This is a genomic window from Rummeliibacillus sp. JY-2-4R, assembly GCF_053847205.1.
This window is the reverse complement of record NZ_CM132623.1, coordinates 1289526-1310217: the sequence shown is the minus strand read 5'-3', so window position 1 is coordinate 1310217 and position 20692 is coordinate 1289526. Positions and strand designations below refer to the sequence as shown.

Sequence of the window (20692 nt, the reverse complement as noted above, 5' to 3'; positions counted from 1 at the left end):
AGTATTTTATTTCTGATAATCGCTGGTTCTTTATCTAAGCTAAAATTATTACCTTAAATTTTGATGGTTCCAAGTGTAATATTATTTATTTTTAAACTAGACATATTAAAATCAAGTGAAATATAAGCTTCATTTTCATTTGCTTTAAACATAAAATATAAAATTGCCACTAATATTAAAATGAAAATAATAGATGTTATAGACAACATAGATTCGTCATGGATATTTTTAATATTGGCTGAGTATGTTTCTAATAATTGGTCAATATAAAGGTTGAATCAATATCATAGATCTTAATGGCATTTTCTTAGACCATTTCTGAATCTTGCCATATCCAACTGGTCATCTTTTTCAAATTTATGGAAGAAAAAGTAAGCATCTCCTGCATGAGATGCTTCTCCTACAGCGCCCCGGTTCGTTACTAAGAAAAATATCCACGTATAAATAAAATTTTTACTGGGAAAATATAATGTATTGTAAAAAAGGAGGTTAAACTGGATGGAAAAATTAGCACCGCATGAGTCAATGGATTTACATGAAGCCATCAACTTTAAAACACTCTGTTTAGCGAAGTCAAAGTTAATGCAAGGGCTGGTATTTGATCAAGAACTGAAGGCTTTAATGCAAAAAGATGTTGAACAATCTATACAAGCTCTTACAGAGTTAAAGGCAATCTATGAACTTGCACCTTTTCAAGCTCCTGTCCCTCAAAATCGCCCAACTCCAATTGTTAACTGAAAGGTAGGTAAGCCACGTTGAATAATGATTACTTAGACCCAAGAAACTCAATGAACGTACCCGAGCTAGCAGATACAACATTTGCTATGGATTTTCTACTTCGTGCAAAAGAAGGTGTGCGGAATACAGCCGTAGCCTTAACCGAAACTGCATCACCTAATCTTAGAGCACTTTTACGAAAACAATTATTGCAAGGGATTGCTATGCATCAGGAAATAACTGAGCTGATGATTAATAAAAAATGGTTTCATCCTTATGAATTGAAAGAACAGTATCAACTCGATCAGCTATCTGCCAAAAATACCATAATGATTGGCAACATGAAATTGTTCCCAGGTGAAACGAATAGAAAAGGTATGTTTGATCGAACACCAGATCAACAATAAACTTAGGAGGTTCTAGATGAAAGCAGTAACTTATCAAGGCATCAAGAATGTTGAAGTCAAAGAAGTTCCAGATCCTCGGATTGAAAAACCAGATGACATGATTATTAAAGTAACAAGCACAGCGATTTGTGGATCTGATTTGCATTTAATCCATGGAATGATTCCTAATTTGCAAGAGGATTACGTAATCGGGCATGAACCAATGGGAATCGTAGAAGAGGTCGGACCCGGTGTTACAAATGTAAAAAAGGGAGACAGAGTCATTATTCCTTTTAATATTGCCTGCGGTGAATGTGTCTATTGTAAAAACCACCTTGAGAGCCAATGTGATAATTCCAATGATAATGGAGACATGGGAGCTTATTTCGGATACTCAGGTACTACCGGCGGCTACCCTGGTGGACAAGCCGAATATTTACGAGTACCTTTTGCTAACTTCACCCACTTTAAAATTCCTGAAACATGTGAAGAACCTGATGAAAAATTAGCTGTTATCGCCGATGCCATGACTACTGGTTACTGGAGTGTGGACAATGCTGGTGTTAAAAACGGAGATACTGTAATTGTTCTTGGTTGCGGTCCAGTTGGCCTTTTTGCTCAAAAGTTTTGTTGGCTAAAAGGGGCAAAGCGAGTAATAGCTGTTGATTTTATTGATTACCGCTTGCAGCATGCCAAACGTACAAACAACGTAGAAATCGTAAATATTGAACAATACGAAAATGTCGGAATGCATCTTTTGGAAATGACTAAGGGTGGAGCTGACATTGTTATTGACGCAGTGGGCATGGATGGAAAAATGAGCGATTTAGAGTTCCTTGCAAGCGGATTAAAACTTCACGGTGGAACCATGAGTGCATTTGTCATTGCTTCCCAAGCGGTTAAAAAATGTGGAACCATTCAAGTTACGGGTGTATATGGAGGAAGGTATAACGGTTTCCCACTAGGGGATATTTTCCAACGTAATGTGAATATTCGCTCAGGACAAGCTCCGGTTATCCACTATATGCCATATATGTTTGAGTTAGTTTCTACAGGTAAAATCGATCCAAGCGATGTAGTAAGTCATGTAATACCATTGAGTGAAGCTAAACGAGGATATGAAATCTTTGACAGAAGGACAGATAATTGTATTAAGGTCCTTCTGAAACCCTAATAAAGGAGGTTTGTATAGTGGATTACGCATTACATGAAGTCCTTGAAGTACAAGAAATGACCGCATTTAAAACCCTTTGTTTAACTAAGTCCAAAACAATGAAAGGCTTAGTATCAGATGAAGAACTAAAAAATATTTTGCAACAAGACGTTGATACTTCCACTAGACAATTACAGGAGTTTGCTTCCATCTTATCTAAAGCAAAGCCTAATTAGGAGATGAAAGAACATGAATACGATAATTAAAAATATAACTGGCATGGACGCTCTGACTGACCAAGTTGTAGCAATGGATCTACTGAATTCAGCTAAAAGTGGCGTCAGAAATTATGCCATGGCCGTTACTGAGGCAGGAACACCAGAGATTAAAGCTATCCTTACACAACATTTAGAGGAATCTCTTAATATGCATGAAATAATTTCAAATTATGTGATGGAAAAAGGCTGGTATCATGCATGGAATCATGACAAGCAAACCGAATTAAGTCTACAAAATATTGAAACCGCAATAAACTTGCCTACCCTATAAAATATACATTTTATAATTTATTCTAATAAAAGAACAGACATAAAAGCTACCTACAAGTGGCTTTCTTTTAGACTGCAGACAAACTCGACAAAAAAGTCGGGTTTGTCTGCAGTCTATTTTTTATATGCGACCCTTAGAATGATTCGATCCTTGTACCGGTGAACCATCTGTTTTGCAAGGTAATGGCAGCGATCCCTTCAAATATAAAATACAAAAATCTCCTAATAATTGCCCTATTAACTTTCCTCGTAGTCCCTAGTTAAGAAATACTTAATAAGATTCTGTTTCATTATTGGCCCTTTAATTAAGTAAGACGCTTTCCTTGTTTCAGAAATGCGCCCGATTGTTGAGTAATGGAAAATGCGAAAGCTCTGCAAAATGATACTTTTGCTACAGCACAATAACTCTTTTTTATTGTTTAGCGAAGTCTTTTTCAGGCAGCCCCAATATGTCTGTATATTTAGGAATATGGCCAAGAATCAGCCTGCCACAAAAGAGGATATACAAAACCTCATCAAGTTAATTCACAATGGACAAAGTTTAAATACCCCCAACCAACCACCAGATAATATTTTCACTGAAACCTTAAATAAAAATACTGATGATATACCTAAGTATTTGCAATAGGTTCTATATAACGTTCTCGTAATGTGGGATGACCTTCTTTTCTATTGCAGAATCCTTCAACTTTTCAAAACTTCCGATATACTTTATCTCGCTATAAGTAAGCATTTCTTTTTCGCGATATTTTCCTTAGCCAGATAGTCACCACTTTTGAAATTTTTATAAAGAAATGATTATTTTAAGGTTCTTGAATGTATATTCTATTAACATATTGGTAATAATGGAGATAAGACGGTCCTGTAACCCGTCTTAAATAATTTCTCCCTTTTCTTTTAGTACGCACGTTTGAATTGCTGTTCAAGCGTGTTTTTATCTTTTAGAGTAGTTCTAACATAGATCAATAAGAAAAGCCTTCTATTCTTTTTTAAGAGTTGAAGGCTTTAAATATTATTAATTCTTATTTCACTCGTATATTCATGCCAGGATAAATTAGATTAACATCTTTTATATATTTATTTAAATCGGCAATCTTATTAACCTGTTGTATTATATTTTTTTACTATGATTGTTAATTTTCTCCCTTTTTAACTTTGTGATAGACTGGATCGGGCACTTTCTGTACAATCGTTTTTCTGCCAGAAACGTATCCTATTTTACCTTCTATCATTACTTTTAATCGGGTAGTTTGGCCACTATGAACAATAGCTAATGCTTCAATAACCGTTCCTTTCTTAAATGTTTTTAATTTTTTAGATTTACTAAAAACTAATCCATCATAAATGTAGCTTGCTTTTATTATTTTATATCTTCCTTTTCCCGAAATATAGTAATTGTTCGGATTTATTTCCTTCACAAGTGAAGGAAAGTGAGGCTTTTTTCCATTGAATATTTGACTATAGGTCAAATTCCCGACCCATTCAAGGTGGGAATAAACTTTAAATGTTGTCCAATCTCCCCCCCATTCAAACCCTAGCTTTTTTGCTTCCTCCACTACATCCATCCAATCCGCTTTGCCATCCCGATCAAAATCAGCTTTTTCATCCCACACAATCTCTTCGCCTCCTTTAATAATGGCGAAATCAATTGCGAGCCCATAATTGTGAATACTTGTTCCAGGAATTGCATTAGTAACAATTGGATTACCCATTTGACTAAAATTAACCCCATTATAGATATAACTGGATCGCCCTTGACCATAAAGAATGGCTTGTTCCGTGAGCGTTCTCATGCCTTGGGTAAAAATTACATAGACTCCTCGTTTGTGACATCGTTCAATAATTAATTCCATACGAGACTGAACATTAGGATTAATGGATCCAACACGTTTGTTTGAGTTTGCGATTAACCCTTGTACAGAAATATCCACGTCTTTGCCACCTTTCGAATAGTAACTTCTATATATAATTTATGCATGTACGAACAAACAATTATATGTCCATGCCTACTATTCGGATAATATTGACAGTTTATTTATGGGATAATTTCAATTTCTGTCCAATATAAATCTTATTGGCGTCCTTTATTTTATTGATTTTAACTATGTTTTCGATTGTTGTATTGTTATTTTTAGCAATTTCTGATAACGTATCTCCTGATTTAACTATATATATATTGCTGTTTTTGGTTGTAAACTGAATTTTGTAACTTTCTATACTATTGGAGTTACCTGTAAACCATGAAAGCTGCTTTGTGCCGGTTAAACGATTAAGATCAACATTCCCCTCAATTCCAGTTATTTTTCCACTATCCGTATATTGATGCAAGTCGCAAGGATAATCTGGAGCTATAATTGATTTTCCATCTACTGCATACCGGGGAATCCAAGTAAAATCTGCTTTTGCATAATCTAACTGTAATGAGTCGTATAAATGATGTGCTACGTAAATACCGACTTTTTCTGCACCAAGTTTTCGAAGTTCCGCAATGTAAGCATTTGTACCAGCTCGCATATCTCTCATAGTTGAAACTTCAACATCAGCTACAAAAAATTTTGGTTGACCATAAGCTAAAGCACGAGTATAAAAATCTCTTGCTTCCACTTTTGCATCTTCAATATTTATAAAACGTGTAAAAGCATAGACGCCAAAAGGAATATTGTATTGATTACAGCCATTAGCGTGGTTTTGATATACTTCGTCCTTTATTGTCGATCCGTCTTGTACTCTAAGTATTGCTAATTCTGCTTCTGTAGATAGTTGTTTATAATTGACTGTTGGTTGCCATTTGGATAGATCCACGATTTTCCCCATTATTTTATCCCCCTTACTTAGAATATATTTGACACCTTTGAATGGTCCAATTTCATTGATGAGATTTCTTATTTTTTCTATCATTAAAGACTAAATTCTGTTTTTATGTATAATTCATTACATACTCAAGCAAATGTACACACTCTTTGTTATTTGTTTTCATAAATTAGCTAATAACGATACTCGTGGGGGGTGCAATTTTGGCTAACAAAAATAATAATCAAAATGGACAACAACAATTTAATGGAGTAACAGTAACTGGGCAGAATGGCGATTCACCAGAAATAATTTCAGCTAGATTAGCATTATTAGGAGCGGCACTTTCTACTATAGGCGATGGTATATCGGCAATTGCTGCAGCGATTGCACTACAGGAATTGGAAAATCCTAGTAATCAAAACCAGAATCAGAGTCAACAAAATCAACCCGATTATTCAAAACAAATAGCGCGATTACAAAAACAAGTAGATCAGCTAACTAGACAAATGTCAAAAAGGTAATTTTGGATTGATAACTCAAAAAAGAAACCATGATCCTCTATTTGAAGAACTTCATGGTTTCATTTGTTTTTTCTTATTGAATTATATGATATCGCTTTCATTTTCAATTACAGGAGCAACGGCTAACAAATTTTCAATGATAAAAATACGCTTAGCCTTTTTGGTAAAACAATATGCAGTGAAGCTTCTTTCAGTAATTTTCAATATTTTTACTCGTCTTTTTGAAATTTCATTTTTCTTTGATAAATACATAATTGTTAATAATTGATTGTTCTCCATTGCTTTTATCAATTGCTTCCTCATAATTGTCTCTCCTTTATTATTCATTTCTATAGAATATTCAATTTATAAGAGAATTATATATTTCAAGTTAATTTTTATAATTTTTTAGATTCAAAAGTCATCGGAAATGCATTATGGAGATGTTAAAGTGAAATCATTCCGCTAGTAATACGGAAATGATTTCACTTTATTGGATTTTTCAAATTCATACTGTAAAGCTAGCATGAAACCATAGCTATGTTGCCAAACCTTATTTCAATCCTTTTTCTTTCAATACTTTTTCTTGCTCTTTGGCCTTTTTAGTGATGATAAAACTATTTTTCCAGACTCCATAAAAGACAAAGAAAAACGGTATGGCCGTCAATAGTACTTGGTTAAACGCACTAATCGATTCTTCTGTAAACCAGTCAAAAGTAATCCCAATTGATTTTAAGAATAAGAAGATTGCTGACAACATCCCTCCAAATAATGCAACGCATTGCTTAAATTTATCCATTGTCATGTTGTACACCTCCTTTGAAAATTGATATTTCTTTTTCATGCGAGATGTAGTTGATTTAGCATATTTATACATTTTCCCATCTACGTTATTGGAATTCCATTCGTTCTAATCTGCTAAAATTCATCATAAATTGTAGAAATATAAATAAAACACAAATCTCGACAGTTATTTAATGTTTGCGTCAATTTTTTCGTTTTATAGTCATAAGAAATTAGATAATGCCGTAAATTGTTACATAAGAAAATTTTGTATTTTACAATAGCGAAAAAAGAGGGATGCGGTTGAAAAATAATAGTCAGAACCAACAGTTTGACAAATCTCCAGGATTTGAAATAAAAAATTCCGACAAACTTGATATACTTTCTGGCGTGGTCACAGCATTGGGTTATGTGATAGGAGTTTTATCTACGATTGCTTCTATTCAAGAAGAACAGGAAAACCCAAAACAAAGTGAGCAAATTCAAGTATTCCAACAAGAACATTTGCGACAATTAAATCAAATGCAAAACCAACTAGATCATCTATCAAGGCAAATCGCACTAATTGAGCGAAGAACTCGATAAGTTCGCATTCCTTCTATGTATATGATTTCTTTACTTATTAACATTCATGAAAAAGGGTGAAATTTCAATAGCAAAAAAACGCTGAACTTATTTTTGTCCAGCGTTTTTTCGGTCATAACGTGTTTTAAAAGCTAATATATTGATTATGTATATTTTGAATGATGGAACTTTTTGCTGTCTTACAATTTTGCAATTTGTAAAGGAGGGATTTGTATTGAAAAAACCATTAGGTGTAACGATCATTAGTTGCTTATATATTTTTGCGATTGCTGCTTTAATTTTCATCACGTTTTTCTATCATCAAATCAATCTTAACTTGGGACTTGGGGATCGCTTAGGCATTCCTGATTTTCCAGAAGAACTATTAAGAGTTCTCTTGGCAATCGTGACTTTAATCATCATATATGGTTATATGAATTTAAAAGCATGGGGATTTTGGATGATGATACTTTATTCCATCAGTTTCGGAATCATTAGCTACCTAATATTACTCTCTTATAACAAACAGTTGTTTATGGGTAACTTTATCTGGTCCGCAATTGTATTTCTTTACACAATTATGGTTCACAAATCTTTCTTCCATGTAAAAGAGATTAGGAAAGCGAAGTAAATGACATAACTATTTTAAAAATTTACCAGTTTCTAAGTACACTTTAAGAAATTGCACACATTCATCTACTTCACGAAAACATTCATGAAAAACATCGATTTGCAGAGTTTCAAAGAATCGATCTGTTCTTCTTATTGAAATGGTAGATAAATTGATTTCTTGTCCACATGCTAGATAATGTATTTTTTCTATCGTGGATTTTATAACTGCTTGTTTATCTGCATATTCAAACATGTTCAACTGTTGACTCATATGACGAACACTCCTTTTCTTTAAAATTCTCTATCTATTTTGTTTTCCCTGCAAATAATCCAACATTTTTCAGTTTTATAAAGACAAGTTCCTTATGTTCCCATGTTTTCATACGGTAGAGTGTAGGGGGGATTTAGGAATTGAATAATAATATACATGATGCAGGTATGCAGTCTCCTGTTTTAAATGGATTGATAAAGGCAATGGATGGTGAATATGGAGCCATTCATTATTATGAAGCTCTTGCCAACATGGCACCCAATCCTACTATAAACAAACAAATCTTAGAAATTCGAAAAGATGAGATGCGGCATTATCAATCATTTTCATATATTTACTTTTGTTTAACTGGGCAATACTATTGTCCAAAACAGCCAGATACATGGCCAAGAACATACAGAGAAGGGCTCGATCATGCGTTTCATGATGAACAAGAAACAGTGGACTTTTATCATGAAATGGCTCGAACTATTTCAGAACCCGGCATAAGTAAAACATTTAATCAAGCAGCTGCAGACGAGCAGAATCATGCTGTTTGGTTTTTGTATTTTATGTTGATGTGTAAGATGTAGCTATCTTTTAAAATTATTGAATTATTGCCTTCTCAGTAGTTACCTTTTAAGAAAACTGGTGAATTTTGAATAATCTTATTTGATTCATCGACAAATAAAGCTAAAAAGGCTGACTAAAGTGATTTTACCATTCTCCTTTGGTCAGCCTTTTGATAAAAATAAAATTATTCAACCCTGCTACTTTTTTAAATAAGGCTTTAATGCATTTACCCAAATCGCATATCCATCACCATTTAAATGTAAGCCATCGCTTGTAAATTTACTATCTAATTGATTACCTTTTAAGAACTGATCATGAATATTTACCATTGTAATTTTATGTTTGCTTGCTAAATGTTCTAAACCTTTATTTAAGCGATTTACTTTTGCGTTTTGTACACGATTGCTGTGCATCAGTTTGTTATTAACCGGTAGAACAGATGTAATAATGATTTTAGTTTTTGGACTTTTGTTTTCAATGTTCTTTAAGATTTTGTCATAATTGTTTAGCGTTTGCTTTTTAGTAAAACCTTTACTTATATCGTTAACGCCAATCATTAATATAATGCGCTTTGGTTGTCCACTTGTGATGGTATCTAGCCGATTTAGGAGACCAACAGTGGTATCTCCGCCAATTCCTCGGTTTAAGATTGGTCCAACTGGAAATTCCTCTGCCCATTCATTGTACAAGATCATACTATCGCCTAACATAACTGTTGATTCTTTTGTAATTGAAAGCCGTTCAAATAATGTTTGCCTCTGTTCATAATGACTTGGACGCAAGACAAATGATTTTTGAATGCTACCATTAATCGGAGAATGTTTTTTGACATCTGCGAAGCTTTTTGTTTGAACAACAATTGTAATCAGTGCTACCAAGAGGATCACGTTTACAATTGTTAAAACTCTTACTCTATTTTTCATATTCATCACCCTTAGCCGCTAATCCTGTAGTATTGTAAAATTTGTTACAAATATGACTTTATTGTAACCAGTAAAGTTCCCTTTTGCGACTGAAATATAACTTTATCTTTAATTTATTGAAGATGAATATGAATTCATATTGAAATTAATGCAAGGATTCCTTTAGCAATGGCTTTACCTTGATTGTACAAGTATTTTTCACTTCGCAATTTAACAATATCAATCAAAGAATCCATAAAACCGCCTTCGATTAAAATGGCAGGCATTTTCGTTTCTCTTAACACGTAGAAATTTGCTGCTTTTATTCCTCGGTCTTTTAACCTCATAGCCCCTACTACTTCACTGTGAATATGTTTTGCCAATTGCAAAGACTTTGGATTCTTTTCTTTTGGTGTCATGATATACGTTTCGACCCCTGTCCAATTTCCCCATTTTCCAGTATTAGCATTATGATGTACAGAAATATATAGATCTGCTTGATGTCGATTCGCCATTTGAACACGTGATGCTAAACTACAATCAGTTTTCCCTGATTGGTCATCTACTCGTAAAACATTAATCATGTCGTATTTGCCCAATTCTTTTTTTATAGCTTGCACTACTTGATTGTTAAAATACCATTCCTTTTCCCCATCCGGTGATTGTTTACCAGCTGTATACATTCCATGACCGGCATCGATTGCGATTATCCATTGTTTGTTCATGATCATTCCTCCTTTTCAATTAAATAGGTAGAAAATAATCATGAAGGACAAAAAAATACCCACAAAAAACACGAATGTCCTTTGTGGGAATTGAATTTGAAGTTATTTTACAGTGGCTTCTTGCCAAACTTCTTCAGCAATTTCTTGAACATAACGTAATTTTCTCCACTGTTCATCTTCAGTTAAAATATTACCATCTTCCGTAGAAGAGAAACCGCATTGTGGACTTAAGCAAAGTTGTTCAAGTGGTACATATGTTGCTGCTTCGTTGATGCGCGCTTTGATTGCTTCTTTGTCTTCTAGTTCGCCTGATTTAGATGTAAGTAAGCCAAGCACAATTTTCAATTCTTTACGGTTAACATGCTTTAAAGGTGAAAAGCTACCTGAGCGTTCATCATCAAATTCTAGGAAAAGACCGTCTACATTTAAACCACCGAAGATGATTTCCGATGCATAATCGTAGCCACCGCTAGAGAAGTATGTAGATTTATAATTTCCGCGGCAAATATGCATAGTGATTGTCATATCATTTGGTTTATTTTTGACTGATTCGTTCAATACATACTGGTTTGTTTTTGCCACTTCATCTGGGTCTTTTCCTTCAGCTTGAAGTTTTTGTCTTCCTTCTTCCGAGAATAGACTTGCCCAAGATGTATCATCAAGTTGTAAATATCGACATCCTGCATCGTAAAATGCTTGTACAGCTTTTTGATAAGCATTAATTAAATCATTCACCAAAGATTCTTTTTCAGGATATAATTCATCATTCATTTCAGCTCTAGCTAAAAGCATATTAGGACTAGGAATCGTGAATTTTACCGTTGCGTCACCCGCATGTTCTTGGACAAATCGGAAATGATCCAAAAATGGGTGGTCAGCGAAATCAACTTTACCTACTATGCGAATACCTTGTTTACGTGTATTCATATTGTGGAAATGAAGACCTTCATCAGTATCATAATATTCCACACCTTCTAATCCACCAAGGAAATCGAAGTGCCACCAGCTACGACGGAATTCACCATCTGTAATAGACAGGACACCGTTTTCTTTTTGTTTTTCGATTAAACGAATGATTTCTTCATCTTCCACTTTCTTTAATGCTTCATATGAAATTTCATTGTTTTGGAATTGTTCACGTGCTTCTTTCAATCTTTGTGGTCTTAGAAAACTACCTACATGATCATATCGAAATGGTGTATTCAAAATTATCGACTCCTTGTATGTAAAATTACAATATAAAACCTTAAGTAAATCAGATTTTAGTATCGTGACTCTTGTAACCGAATTAATATCGTTATATCTTCGTTAGCACAATTTAATATTAGGATAATAAAATAAGCAATTTAATAAATTTATGGTTGTAAGGATGTGATAAAAAAGGTAGCTACTATCTCTTTTTTAGTGATTTTTATATAAAAATCGAAGTAAAATCCTACAATTTATATACCTTTTATATGATAATAGCATAAAAATTAAATAATATAATTAATTCTGAAAATTTTTAGCATTATTTTTTTACCTTTTCAAAAATTTTTCACTTTTTGAAAATAGTTTTTAATTCATCTTTACATACTCTCTCCATACATACAATTACAATAAACAAATTGTTATACAACAGCCTTCTATTTGTACTTAAAGGAATGTTTGAACGTTTTCTCTTTCTGAACAGATTTTTTACAGATTCGACATTTTCAATTAATTAACCTAATTTGAGAACCAAACTTATGTATAGTTCGCTAAAAAACTTCAATTTATGATACGCCCTTTGTGTAGTCTAAAATTCGACATTTACTTTTAAAGTAACAGCATATGTTTTTCAACATATTTCGCAGTCCTATGATTCGACAAAGAACAGTGAATGAAAATAAGATTGACATTGTGGTTTTCTAAACAATGAGTTTATTTCTAAGTTTCAATCTACAATATTATGTCAACTAAAATTGAATAGGTTTACATAATTCAGAAAAGTGTAAAGTACTTATTCTATTGCATAAAAAAACAAAGACCGCTCCTATTATTAAGAGCAGCCTTCGTTATGAATTTTCATCTGAATATTGTTATTTACGGAGATCACTTTAAAGTTTTATTATCATTTTTCTTTTTTAGAAATAGGTTAAATATAATGGTATCCTATATTACTAAATTATTTATAATGAACTATTGTATTGTTTTTAATTTTTTCTTGTAAACTAACATATTCACGTAATTGTGAAATGTTAAACTTTTTACAGCATTACCTTTAGAAAACTAATTTTACTGTTCCCTTTATCATATTTCTAAGGTGGATAAAATATCATACCCAATTTTGTCAAATTTTTGAACTATTGTTTTTCAATGTGTTCAATAATCACTATTTCTATTTCATTTTGAATTGCCTCTACTTTTTTAAAGTCCACGCTCTCTATATAAAGCGCTTCTAATTGTTCATGCGCAATTTTGGCCTGCGCCAAATACGCTGTCCCCTCATTCATTTTCTCTCGATAGCGTGCGGAAATTTCGGTGATTTGCTCTTCGTACAATTCATCTGTTCCTTTCGGTAACGCAATATTGTACAAATCAATTATTTCATCACCTTCTCTACTTGGAAAATACTCATGGGGAGCTGTACTGTCAAATATTGCTATGCCTAACTCACGGAAAATTAACATATCTAAGCTGTTTGGATCAAAACCACAATGATAAATTTCAACATCAAACCCTTTACTTTCTGCAGCTTGAGCTAACTTTTTCAATAGCGTTGATTTACCCGAACCCGGTCTTCCTTTTAAAAAATACCGTTTACGAATGTCCTCTGTTAAGTTTGGTACAAAATCCACTGCCCCACTTGGAGTTGCTGCACCCAAAAATCGATGACGTACATTCGATGTCTTGTTTAAAGAGATTTCACCAAAATATAGAGATTTTAATTCATCTGTCAAATTATTTAGTTTTGTATAGTCCATATTCGAAATGTAAATGGATTCCCACTCATCATGGACTGCTAGTGCATCTGCAAAAGAATGATATGCACTCTCATAAGCATTCTTTTTTTCATCGATCAACTGCTTTATAGATTCCTTATTATCTCGGAGTTGTATTACATCCCATACACTACCCAAGTTCACATATTCTTCAATTGCACCAGGTACGTTCGGTTCAATCACATGAGGAGCAGTTCCATCAATCAACCCAATCTTTAATGAAGGGAAAATAACCCCATCGATTGAGTTAGAATCTGAAGAACAATGAATATATTCCACATCGTATCCTTTTTCTTGTATCTGATTTGCGATATTTTTCATTAAAGTTGATTTGCCGTTACCTGGTCCCCCTTTTAAAATAAAGACCTTTTCTAACAAGGAAATGTTATTCTCAAATAAGCTGTAGAATCCTTTAGATGTATTGCCCCCAGCGAAGTAATGCAGTTCTTTTCCTATCAAGTTCAACAATTCTCCTCTCAAACGGGATTTGTAGCTATTCTTAGGGTATGCAAAATGAACAGCATAGGTGATTGCCTACATGACACCATGATGCGAATCCAAAGTAAAACACCTAGCCATTCATGGAACAAGGTGCTTCCTTATAAACTTTTCTTATGTGAACAGAGTAGTGTGCAACCTTTCTCACTCTTATAAGGGCACTATCGGCTATCATAATACTTTTGCCTTAGGAATATGGTATAATAGTACATACATACTATTACTTCAATGAATAGGAGTATCTTACATATGGAGAATAAAATCGAATCTTTAAATACCTTAATCGCTGCAATTCCTGTATTTAAAGCTGCAATTCCTGCAGATTTATCCATTGAAGTTTGCGATTTAGAAAAATTTATCGCGTACTATCCAGGAGAGTCCATCAATTTACATATTCAAGTTGGGCAAAAAGTAAGTCTCGAAGAGCCATTAATGATTGCTTTAAAAGAAAATATTCGAATACAAAATAATGTTCCTGCAGATTTCTATGGCTATGAATTCACCGGTACTGCTCTGCCACTACATAATCACGACGGACAAGTGATTGGTGGGATTGCCGTTCAAATTCGAAATCAAAATGAATTAAAGGACATCTCAAGAATAATATCCAAATCATTAATATCAGCAACTAATCAAATTTCAAATATTGCTGAAGGTTCAAAATCACTCTCCCATATTGCAAATGAGTTACTAGTAAAATCTGAGCAAGCTGGACAAGAAGTAAAACAAACTAGTGATATTCTGAAAATTATTAAAGGTGTCGCTGACCAAACAAACTTACTTGGTTTAAATGCTGCAATTGAGGCTGCACGTGCTGGAGATAAAGGAAGAGGCTTTGAAGTCGTAGCCAATGAAATAAGAAAATTCTCTAAAGAGACGGTTAAATCTACACAACATATTCGTGAAACAATGGCTAAAATTCAAGAAACGACTGTACAAATGAGCGATTCTATTGAGCAAATCTCTGCTGTTGAACAGGAACAAGCTGCATCAATTGAACAGATTTCTAGTTTTGTACAGGAAATTCAAGAAATGTCCAACAAACTTATTCAATATGCACAAAAATTATAAAAAATACAATCATTTAAAATAAAAAACCCTCTTTCACCTTTTTAAATTGTGAAAAGAGAGTTTTTTAGATTGTTTGAAAAACTTTACTTTTTAATTAATTTCTCCTTCAATAAGTATTTTTCTGCTACCTTCTGTGGACTAACCCCTTCAACATTCACTTGATAATTCATTTCTCGCATTTCATCATCCGTTATTTTTCCAGCAAGTTTGTTCAGTGCATCTGCAATTTCAGGGTTTCTCTCGATTGTTTCTTTTCTAAGCAATGGAGCGCCCTGATATGGTGGGAATAGATGCTTGTCGTCTTCTAAAACTGTTAATTTATACAACTTAAGTTCACTGTCTGTCGAATAGGCATCCACCAAATTAATATCCCCTGTTTGGATCGCATTGTAACGTAATTTAGGTTCCATCGTCACTAAATTTGAAAAATGAATATTATATAGTTTTTGGATTCCTTTATAGCCATCTTCTCGATCAGAAAACTCTAATGTAAATCCAGCTTTTATCTTATTTTGAACTTGGTTTAAATCGGATATAGTTTTTAAATGATATTTCGCAGCTAATTGATTTGGAACGGCAAGTGCATAGGTGTTGTTATAGTGCATTGGTTTTAAAAGAATCATATCGAATTTTGCATCTAGTCCCTCTTTTGCTTGCCTATATACTTCGTTACTATCAGTACTATTTGCTGTTTCCTTCAAAAATTCTGAAATCGCGGTTCCTGTAAATTCAGGATAAATATCGATGCTACCCGATTTTAAAGCATTAAAGACAAACGAGGTCTTGCCTAGTCCTGGCTTTAGTTCAACCTTCAAATCCGTGTTATTTTCAATTAATAATTTATACATATTAATTAATATTTCAGGCTCTGAACCTAATTTACCTGCAATAACTATTTCTTTTTGTTGATTGTTCATAATGAACGGTGAGATCAAACTAAATAATGCAAGTAACACAATGATAATTAGCGTTATAATTGATTTTTTATAAGATAGATTTTCAATTTTCTTCAATAAGAAGTCAAATATTAGTGCTAGAATTGCAGCAGGAATGGCACCAAGTATGATGAGTGGTGTGTTGTTTCGGTCGATTCCTAAAAGGATAATATCCCCTAGACCGCCTGCACCAATTAATGCTGCAAGTGTAGCAGTCCCTACAATTAGTACCATGGCTGTTCGAATCCCTGCCATCATAACAGGCATAGCTAGTGGCAATTCCACTTTGACTAACCTTTTACTGCGATTCATCCCCATTGCTTCAGCTGCTTCAATCAGAGAAGGGTCCACTTCTTTTATACCTGTATATGTATTTCGTAAGATTGGGAGAAGCGCATAAATAACTAATGCAATCACTGCAGGTATTTTACCTATACCAAATAAAGGAATTAATAGACCTAACAAAGCTAATGAAGGGATTGTCTGTAAAACTGCAGTAATACCAATTATTATCTCTGCAATTTGCTTTTTCTTAGTCAAATAAATACCTAATGGAATGGCAATAAGAACAGCAAAAAACAATGCTATAAAGGAAATCTGAATATGTTCTAGCAATGCACTAAGTAGTTCATCTTGACGTTCTTTAAAGACTTGAAACAAGCTATTCATTTGCCTGGCCTCCTTTATGCAGGCTTAAAGCTAATTGTTTCATCACTGCTTGTCTATTAATCAACCCAATGATTTGACCTTCTTCTTCTACTGCTAATTCCTCTTCCTCTATTAGTCTAGTGATCACTTGATTCATAGGAGTAGAAATGGAGATAGTATTAGATGGTATGTATGAAGTTAAAGGTTGAACAAGCTCTTCAATTTTCAATATTTGTTTTGAATTTTGATTTCCGATAAATTCTTTGACGAAATCATTTTTAGGATTTCGAAGGATTTCATTAGGTTCTCCAATCTGTTCAATTCTGCCTTTATTCATCACACAAATTCGATCTGCTAGCTTGAACGCTTCTTGTATATCGTGTGTGACAAAAACAATGGTTTTCTTTAAGCTTCTTTGAATGTTAAGCAAATCATCTTGAAGTTTTTCACGACTAATCGGGTCTAGTGCACTAAAAGGCTCGTCCATTAGTAAAATATCCGGATCGGCTGCTAAAGCTCTTATAACACCAATTCTTTGTTGTTGTCCCCCTGATAATTCTCTTGGTTTCTTCTTCAAAAATGTCTCCGGGTCTAAACCAACCATATTTAATAATTCTCTCGTTCTTGTTTTCATTTTTTCATTATGCCAATGTTTTAATTCGGGTACAACTGAAATATTTTCTTCAATTGTCATATGTGGAAAAAGCGCTATTTGTTGAAGTACATATCCTATATTCCATCTTAATTTATTCACTTCATAGTCACTTATTTTTTTACCATTGATATAAATAGTCCCATCTGTTAAAGGTATTAATCGATTGATCATTTTCAATGTGGTCGTTTTTCCACATCCACTCGGTCCAATTAAAACAAAGAATTCACCCTTTTGGATTTCTAAATTTAAATAATCTACTGCCTTCGTATTGTCTCCATAGTTTTTGGATACATTCTCAAATCTTATCATTCTCTTTATCTCCCCCCTTTTTATTGTATTTTCATTATCTACTAAATAAAGGGATATTGAAAATAATAAGGTATCCATCTGTATAGATAAAAAAAGTATCGATTGCTCGATACTTTTTCAAAACTATAATATATTATAGAACACTTAATTCGGAATCCTTTAAATCGCTAATGAACATACAGCCAGGTGCATGTGTAATCATAATGGAAGGTTTTGATTCCATTGCTACAGCTTGAGGTGTTACGCCACAAGCCCAGAATACTGGAACTTCTCCTTCTTTAATCGTAACCGAATCACCAAAATTAGGTTTATTTATATCTGTAATGCCAATCTCTTCTGGATTCCCAATTTGAATCGGTGCTCCATGAACACCAGGAAATCGTGAAGTGATTTGTACTGCCCGAATTGCATCCGCAGAAGACATAGGTCTCATACTAACTACCATTGGACCTTCAAACTTTCCTGCCTTTTCACAAGAAATATTCGTTTTAAACATTGGGACATTGCAGCCTTCTTCAATATGACGAACAGGAATTCCACTTGCAAGAAGCGGTGTCTCGAAAGTAAAACTACACCCTAGCAGGAAGCATATCATATCATCTTCCCAATATTCAGTTACATCATTTACTTCTTCTGTAAACACACCATCCCTATATATACGATATTTTGGAATATCTTTTCGTATATCAGCATCTTTTGCTATTTTACTTGGTGAAAACGAACCTATATCTGAAACATCGAGTAAGGGACAAGGTTTTGGATTGCGTTGACAAAACAATAAAAAGTCAAATGCATATTCTTTTTTTAATATGACTAAGTTGGCTTGTGTAAACCCTAGTGACATACCAGCTGTTGGTCCAATAATTTTTTGCTCCCTTATAAGAGCTCTAACTTCTTTTGGAGAAGAAGAAGAATAGTCCATATAAAACACTCCCAATTGTAAATTATTTAAACATCAACGGAACTTGCTCGAATAGTGTCATAATTCCTAGAATACCCATGACAATTACGACTAAAACACCTGGGATTGTTAGCCAAATTGGATGTTTGTATGATGAGCCAACTATACTTTTCTTATAAACTGCAACTAGCAATGTTCCAAGTGCAAGAGGTAAGATTAACCCATTTAGTGCTCCTGCTAGAATTAAAACATTTACTGGTTTACCTATAATCGCAAATGTAATAGTAGATAAGATGATAAAAGCAATAATAATCCAGTTTTGATATTTTTCAAGTAACGGATGGAATGTTTTAATAAATGATACGGATGTATATGCAGCACCTACTACTGAAGTAATTGCAGCAGCCCACATAATAACACCGAAAATACGATAACCAAATTCACCTAATGCTAGATTAAAAACAGATGCAGGTGGGTTTGCAGGATCAATTTGTAATCCTTGAGAAACTACACCTAATACAGCTAAGAATAATGCAATTCGCATTACACCAGTAATCCCAACACCCGATACCGAACTTTTCGTTACATCTGGAATGGCTCCAACACCTTTAATACCAGCATCTAATAAACGATGTCCACCAGCGAACGTTATATAACCACCAACAGTACCACCAACTAGTGTAACAATCGATAAAATACTAATTTGAGATGGCACAAATGTACGTACTACAGCTTCCCCTACTGGAGGGACAGTTGAAATGGCAACATATAACATCAATAAAATCATCACTGCACCTGCAATTTGAGTTGCTTTATCCATTACTTTTCCTGCTTCTTTAAATAAAAAAATGAAAATTGCAAAAACAGCACTGATTACTGCACCAATTATTGGGTCAATGTTCAACATAGCATTTAAACCCAATCCAGCTCCAGCAACGTTTCCGATATTAAAGGCAAGTCCACCGAAAATAATCAAAATTGCTAAAAATACACCTAACCCCGGTAATACTTTATCGGCAATTTCTTGTCCACGTAATCCTGTGACCACAATGATACGCCAGATATTCAATTGTGCGAATATATCAAGTAGTAATGAAACTAATATTACAAATCCAAAACTCGCACCTAATTGTTGTGTGAAAACAGTTGTTTGAGTTAAAAATCCTGGACCAATTGATGAAGTAGCCATTAAGAAAGCCGCTCCTAAAAGAACACTCCAATTGGTTTTCTTTTTAATCTTAGTATCTTCTACTAATTTTACATTTTCCATCTCCATCTAAAAACCCCATTTCTATTAAAGAAAAGCCCTTACTTTAATGCTTTCTTTTTCTAATGTTTGTCGAATATATTGCGCGAATTCTAGTGCATGTTCTCCATCCCCATGGATACAAACTGAATCTGCCTTAATGCTACATTTGGTTTGTTGTTGTGTAAGCACATAACCTTCCTTTACCATCGTGATTACTTGTTGTACAGATTTCTCTTCATCTGAGATCATTGCATCAGCTTGACTTCTGGAAGTTAAGGTTCCATCTTGTTGATATGTACGATCCGCAAAAACTTCATGTGCTGTTCGAAGACCTAGCTTTTCACCTGCCTTCGTTAATTCACTTCCTGCTAGTCCAAAAAGTACTAAATCAGGTGACACATCATAGACAGCTTGAGCAATTGCTTCAGATAAAGCTTGATCTTTTGCGGCCATATTATATAGGGCTCCATGTGGCTTTACATGCTGTAACAAGGCATTTTGTGTTGTCAAAAAAGCCTGTAATGCCCCGATTTGATAAACGACCATATCATAGCCTTCTTGTGGTGTGATTTTCATTGGCCGTCTACCGAATCCGATTAAATCGGGTAAACCAGGATGTGCACCAATTTGTACATTGTTTTCTAGTGCCATTTTGACAGTTTCTCTCATTACAGAGGGATCGCCTGCATGAAAACCGCATGCAACATTTGCTGATGTGACAAACTTTAAGATTTCTTCTTGTTCCCCAAGTTTATATCTGCCGAAACTTTCCCCCAGGTCACAATTGATATCAACAGTAAACATTCCCATCCTCCTATCAACAGCAAAATTTGATTGTAATATTTTAATAATAATAACATTTTTTCAATTGATGGAAAAGTAAAAAAATTTAACTTCTTCAGAATGTTAACAATTCTACTTGAGTATCTTTTCTGAATAAATATATAATTAAATGTA

Annotated in this window: 24 protein-coding genes; 10 read left to right on the top strand and 14 right to left on the bottom strand. The window is 33.8% G+C overall.

Going from position 1 to position 20692, the window contains the following annotated elements:
* Positions 1–498: 498 nt before the first annotated feature.
* From ACWV26_RS06190 to ACWV26_RS06170, 5 genes are read left to right on the top strand one after another with little or no spacing between them, the layout of a single operon-like run.
* The gene (locus ACWV26_RS06190) at positions 499–738 is read left to right on the top strand and encodes a spore gernimation protein GerQ (RefSeq protein WP_455897477.1); all 240 of its coding nucleotides are present in this window, start codon (positions 499–501) and stop codon (positions 736–738) included.
* Positions 739–755: 17 nt separating this feature from the next.
* The gene (locus ACWV26_RS06185; protein ID WP_455897476.1) at positions 756–1124 is read left to right on the top strand and encodes a spore coat protein; all 369 of its coding nucleotides are present in this window, start codon (positions 756–758) and stop codon (positions 1122–1124) included.
* Positions 1125–1140: 16 nt separating this feature from the next.
* The gene (locus tag ACWV26_RS06180; protein WP_455897475.1) at positions 1141–2277 is read left to right on the top strand and encodes a zinc-dependent alcohol dehydrogenase; all 1137 of its coding nucleotides are present in this window, start codon (positions 1141–1143) and stop codon (positions 2275–2277) included.
* 17 nt (positions 2278–2294) lie between these two features.
* The gene (locus ACWV26_RS06175) at positions 2295–2492 is read left to right on the top strand and encodes a hypothetical protein (protein ID WP_040375433.1); all 198 of its coding nucleotides are present in this window, start codon (positions 2295–2297) and stop codon (positions 2490–2492) included.
* Positions 2493–2505: 13 nt separating this feature from the next.
* Positions 2506–2805, top strand: a complete 300-nt coding sequence (locus ACWV26_RS06170) for a spore coat protein (protein WP_455897474.1) — start codon at positions 2506–2508, stop codon at positions 2803–2805.
* Between the two features lie 1132 nt (positions 2806–3937).
* Here ACWV26_RS06170 and ACWV26_RS06165 read toward each other — a convergent pair.
* Together ACWV26_RS06165 and ACWV26_RS06160 are read right to left on the bottom strand one after the other, a co-directional pair.
* Entirely contained in the window at positions 3938–4735 is a 798-nt protein-coding gene (locus ACWV26_RS06165) for a M15 family metallopeptidase (protein WP_455897473.1), read from the bottom strand.
* 100 nt (positions 4736–4835) lie between these two features.
* Positions 4836–5618, bottom strand: a complete 783-nt coding sequence (locus tag ACWV26_RS06160; RefSeq protein ID WP_455897472.1) for a GH25 family lysozyme — start codon at positions 5616–5618, stop codon at positions 4836–4838.
* Positions 5619–5818: 200 nt separating this feature from the next.
* Here ACWV26_RS06160 and ACWV26_RS06155 point away from each other — a divergent pair, with 200 nt between their 5' ends.
* Positions 5819–6118, top strand: coding sequence for a translation initiation factor 2 (locus ACWV26_RS06155; protein ID WP_455897471.1), 300 nt, complete (start codon positions 5819–5821; stop codon positions 6116–6118).
* Positions 6119–6199: 81 nt separating this feature from the next.
* Here the strand turns inward: ACWV26_RS06155 and ACWV26_RS06150 are convergent, their stop codons facing one another.
* Together ACWV26_RS06150 and ACWV26_RS06145 are read right to left on the bottom strand one after the other, a co-directional pair.
* Positions 6200–6421: a transcriptional regulator gene (locus tag ACWV26_RS06150; protein ID WP_455897470.1), complete on the bottom strand. Its 222-nt coding sequence runs from the start codon at positions 6419–6421 to the stop codon at positions 6200–6202.
* A 229-nt stretch (positions 6422–6650) separates the two neighbouring features.
* Positions 6651–6902 (bottom strand): phage holin, encoded by a 252-nt coding sequence (locus ACWV26_RS06145; RefSeq protein ID WP_455897469.1) that lies wholly within the window; start codon positions 6900–6902, stop codon positions 6651–6653.
* A gap of 281 nt (positions 6903–7183) precedes the next feature.
* Between ACWV26_RS06145 and ACWV26_RS06140 the strand changes: the two genes are divergently transcribed.
* Together ACWV26_RS06140 and ACWV26_RS06135 are read left to right on the top strand one after the other, a co-directional pair.
* Complete coding sequence (locus ACWV26_RS06140; RefSeq protein ID WP_455897468.1) at positions 7184–7465, top strand: hypothetical protein; 282 nt, start codon at positions 7184–7186, stop codon at positions 7463–7465.
* A gap of 214 nt (positions 7466–7679) precedes the next feature.
* Positions 7680–8075: a hypothetical protein gene (locus ACWV26_RS06135; protein ID WP_455897467.1), complete on the top strand. Its 396-nt coding sequence runs from the start codon at positions 7680–7682 to the stop codon at positions 8073–8075.
* 9 nt (positions 8076–8084) lie between these two features.
* Here ACWV26_RS06135 and ACWV26_RS06130 read toward each other — a convergent pair whose 3' ends face one another.
* Positions 8085–8327, bottom strand: coding sequence for a hypothetical protein (locus tag ACWV26_RS06130; protein ID WP_455897466.1), 243 nt, complete (start codon positions 8325–8327; stop codon positions 8085–8087).
* 140 nt (positions 8328–8467) lie between these two features.
* Between ACWV26_RS06130 and ACWV26_RS06125 the strand changes: the two genes are divergently transcribed.
* Positions 8468–8899 carry a ferritin family protein gene (locus ACWV26_RS06125; RefSeq protein WP_455897465.1) on the top strand — a complete coding sequence of 144 codons (432 nt, stop codon included), beginning with the start codon at positions 8468–8470 and terminating at the stop codon, positions 8897–8899.
* Between the two features lie 177 nt (positions 8900–9076).
* Here ACWV26_RS06125 and ACWV26_RS06120 read toward each other — a convergent pair whose 3' ends face one another.
* The 4 genes from ACWV26_RS06120 to ACWV26_RS06105 all read right to left on the bottom strand — a co-directional run bounded on the left by ACWV26_RS06120 (position 9077) and on the right by ACWV26_RS06105 (position 13928).
* Complete coding sequence (locus tag ACWV26_RS06120; protein ID WP_455897464.1) at positions 9077–9802, bottom strand: GDSL-type esterase/lipase family protein; 726 nt, start codon at positions 9800–9802, stop codon at positions 9077–9079.
* Positions 9803–9936: 134 nt separating this feature from the next.
* Positions 9937–10506 (bottom strand): N-acetylmuramoyl-L-alanine amidase family protein, encoded by a 570-nt coding sequence (locus ACWV26_RS06115; RefSeq protein ID WP_455897463.1) that lies wholly within the window; start codon positions 10504–10506, stop codon positions 9937–9939.
* 102 nt (positions 10507–10608) lie between these two features.
* Entirely contained in the window at positions 10609–11712 is a 1104-nt protein-coding gene (locus tag ACWV26_RS06110) for a 5-methyltetrahydropteroyltriglutamate--homocysteine S-methyltransferase (protein ID WP_455897462.1), read from the bottom strand.
* Between the two features lie 1118 nt (positions 11713–12830).
* Entirely contained in the window at positions 12831–13928 is a 1098-nt protein-coding gene (locus ACWV26_RS06105) for a PRK06851 family protein (RefSeq protein ID WP_455898194.1), read from the bottom strand.
* Positions 13929–14216: 288 nt separating this feature from the next.
* On the opposite strand from ACWV26_RS06105, the gene ACWV26_RS06100 reads away from it, so the two are divergent.
* Positions 14217–15038 (top strand): methyl-accepting chemotaxis protein, encoded by an 822-nt coding sequence (locus ACWV26_RS06100; RefSeq protein ID WP_455897461.1) that lies wholly within the window; start codon positions 14217–14219, stop codon positions 15036–15038.
* An 83-nt stretch (positions 15039–15121) separates the two neighbouring features.
* Here ACWV26_RS06100 and opuFB read toward each other — a convergent pair whose 3' ends face one another.
* From opuFB to ACWV26_RS06075, 5 genes are all read right to left on the bottom strand, one after another.
* The gene (gene opuFB, locus ACWV26_RS06095) at positions 15122–16642 is read right to left on the bottom strand and encodes an osmoprotectant update ABC transporter permease/substrate-binding subunit OpuFB (RefSeq protein WP_455897460.1); all 1521 of its coding nucleotides are present in this window, start codon (positions 16640–16642) and stop codon (positions 15122–15124) included.
* On the bottom strand, positions 16635–17585 hold the full coding sequence (locus ACWV26_RS06090; protein ID WP_455897459.1) for an ABC transporter ATP-binding protein: 951 nt from the start codon (positions 17583–17585) through the stop codon (positions 16635–16637). Before ACWV26_RS06090 ends, opuFB begins: the two co-directional genes overlap by 8 nt.
* 133 nt (positions 17586–17718) lie before the next feature.
* Positions 17719–18507: a putative hydro-lyase gene (locus ACWV26_RS06085; RefSeq protein WP_455897458.1), complete on the bottom strand. Its 789-nt coding sequence runs from the start codon at positions 18505–18507 to the stop codon at positions 17719–17721.
* A gap of 22 nt (positions 18508–18529) precedes the next feature.
* Positions 18530–19756, bottom strand: coding sequence for an NRAMP family divalent metal transporter (locus tag ACWV26_RS06080; RefSeq protein WP_455898193.1), 1227 nt, complete (start codon positions 19754–19756; stop codon positions 18530–18532).
* A 24-nt stretch (positions 19757–19780) separates the two neighbouring features.
* The gene (locus ACWV26_RS06075) at positions 19781–20539 is read right to left on the bottom strand and encodes a LamB/YcsF family protein (protein WP_455897457.1); all 759 of its coding nucleotides are present in this window, start codon (positions 20537–20539) and stop codon (positions 19781–19783) included.
* Between the last annotated feature and the right edge of the window lie 153 nt (positions 20540–20692).

Excerpts from the sequence above, each read along its gene's own strand:
- opuFB (WP_455897460.1), bottom strand. The coding sequence starts at position 16,642 with ATGAATAGCTTGTTTCAAGTCTTTAAAGAACGTCAAGATGAACTACTT.
- ACWV26_RS06120 (WP_455897464.1), bottom strand. The coding sequence starts at position 9,802 with ATGAAAAATAGAGTAAGAGTTTTAACAATTGTAAACGTGATCCTCTTG.
- ACWV26_RS06075 (WP_455897457.1), bottom strand. The coding sequence starts at position 20,539 with ATGTTTACTGTTGATATCAATTGTGACCTGGGGGAAAGTTTCGGCAGA.
- ACWV26_RS06100 (WP_455897461.1), top strand. The coding sequence starts at position 14,217 with ATGGAGAATAAAATCGAATCTTTAAATACCTTAATCGCTGCAATTCCT.
- ACWV26_RS06080 (WP_455898193.1), bottom strand. The coding sequence starts at position 19,756 with ATGGAAAATGTAAAATTAGTAGAAGATACTAAGATTAAAAAGAAAACC.
- ACWV26_RS06145 (WP_455897469.1), bottom strand. The coding sequence starts at position 6,902 with ATGACAATGGATAAATTTAAGCAATGCGTTGCATTATTTGGAGGGATG.
- ACWV26_RS06170 (WP_455897474.1), top strand. The coding sequence starts at position 2,506 with ATGAATACGATAATTAAAAATATAACTGGCATGGACGCTCTGACTGAC.
- ACWV26_RS06090 (WP_455897459.1), bottom strand. The coding sequence starts at position 17,585 with ATGATAAGATTTGAGAATGTATCCAAAAACTATGGAGACAATACGAAG.
- ACWV26_RS06130 (WP_455897466.1), bottom strand. The coding sequence starts at position 8,327 with ATGAGTCAACAGTTGAACATGTTTGAATATGCAGATAAACAAGCAGTT.
- ACWV26_RS06190 (WP_455897477.1), top strand. The coding sequence starts at position 499 with ATGGAAAAATTAGCACCGCATGAGTCAATGGATTTACATGAAGCCATC.
- ACWV26_RS06160 (WP_455897472.1), bottom strand. The coding sequence starts at position 5,618 with ATGGGGAAAATCGTGGATCTATCCAAATGGCAACCAACAGTCAATTAT.
- ACWV26_RS06150 (WP_455897470.1), bottom strand. The coding sequence starts at position 6,421 with ATGAGGAAGCAATTGATAAAAGCAATGGAGAACAATCAATTATTAACA.
- ACWV26_RS06115 (WP_455897463.1), bottom strand. The coding sequence starts at position 10,506 with ATGAACAAACAATGGATAATCGCAATCGATGCCGGTCATGGAATGTAT.
- ACWV26_RS06180 (WP_455897475.1), top strand. The coding sequence starts at position 1,141 with ATGAAAGCAGTAACTTATCAAGGCATCAAGAATGTTGAAGTCAAAGAA.
- ACWV26_RS06085 (WP_455897458.1), bottom strand. The coding sequence starts at position 18,507 with ATGGACTATTCTTCTTCTTCTCCAAAAGAAGTTAGAGCTCTTATAAGG.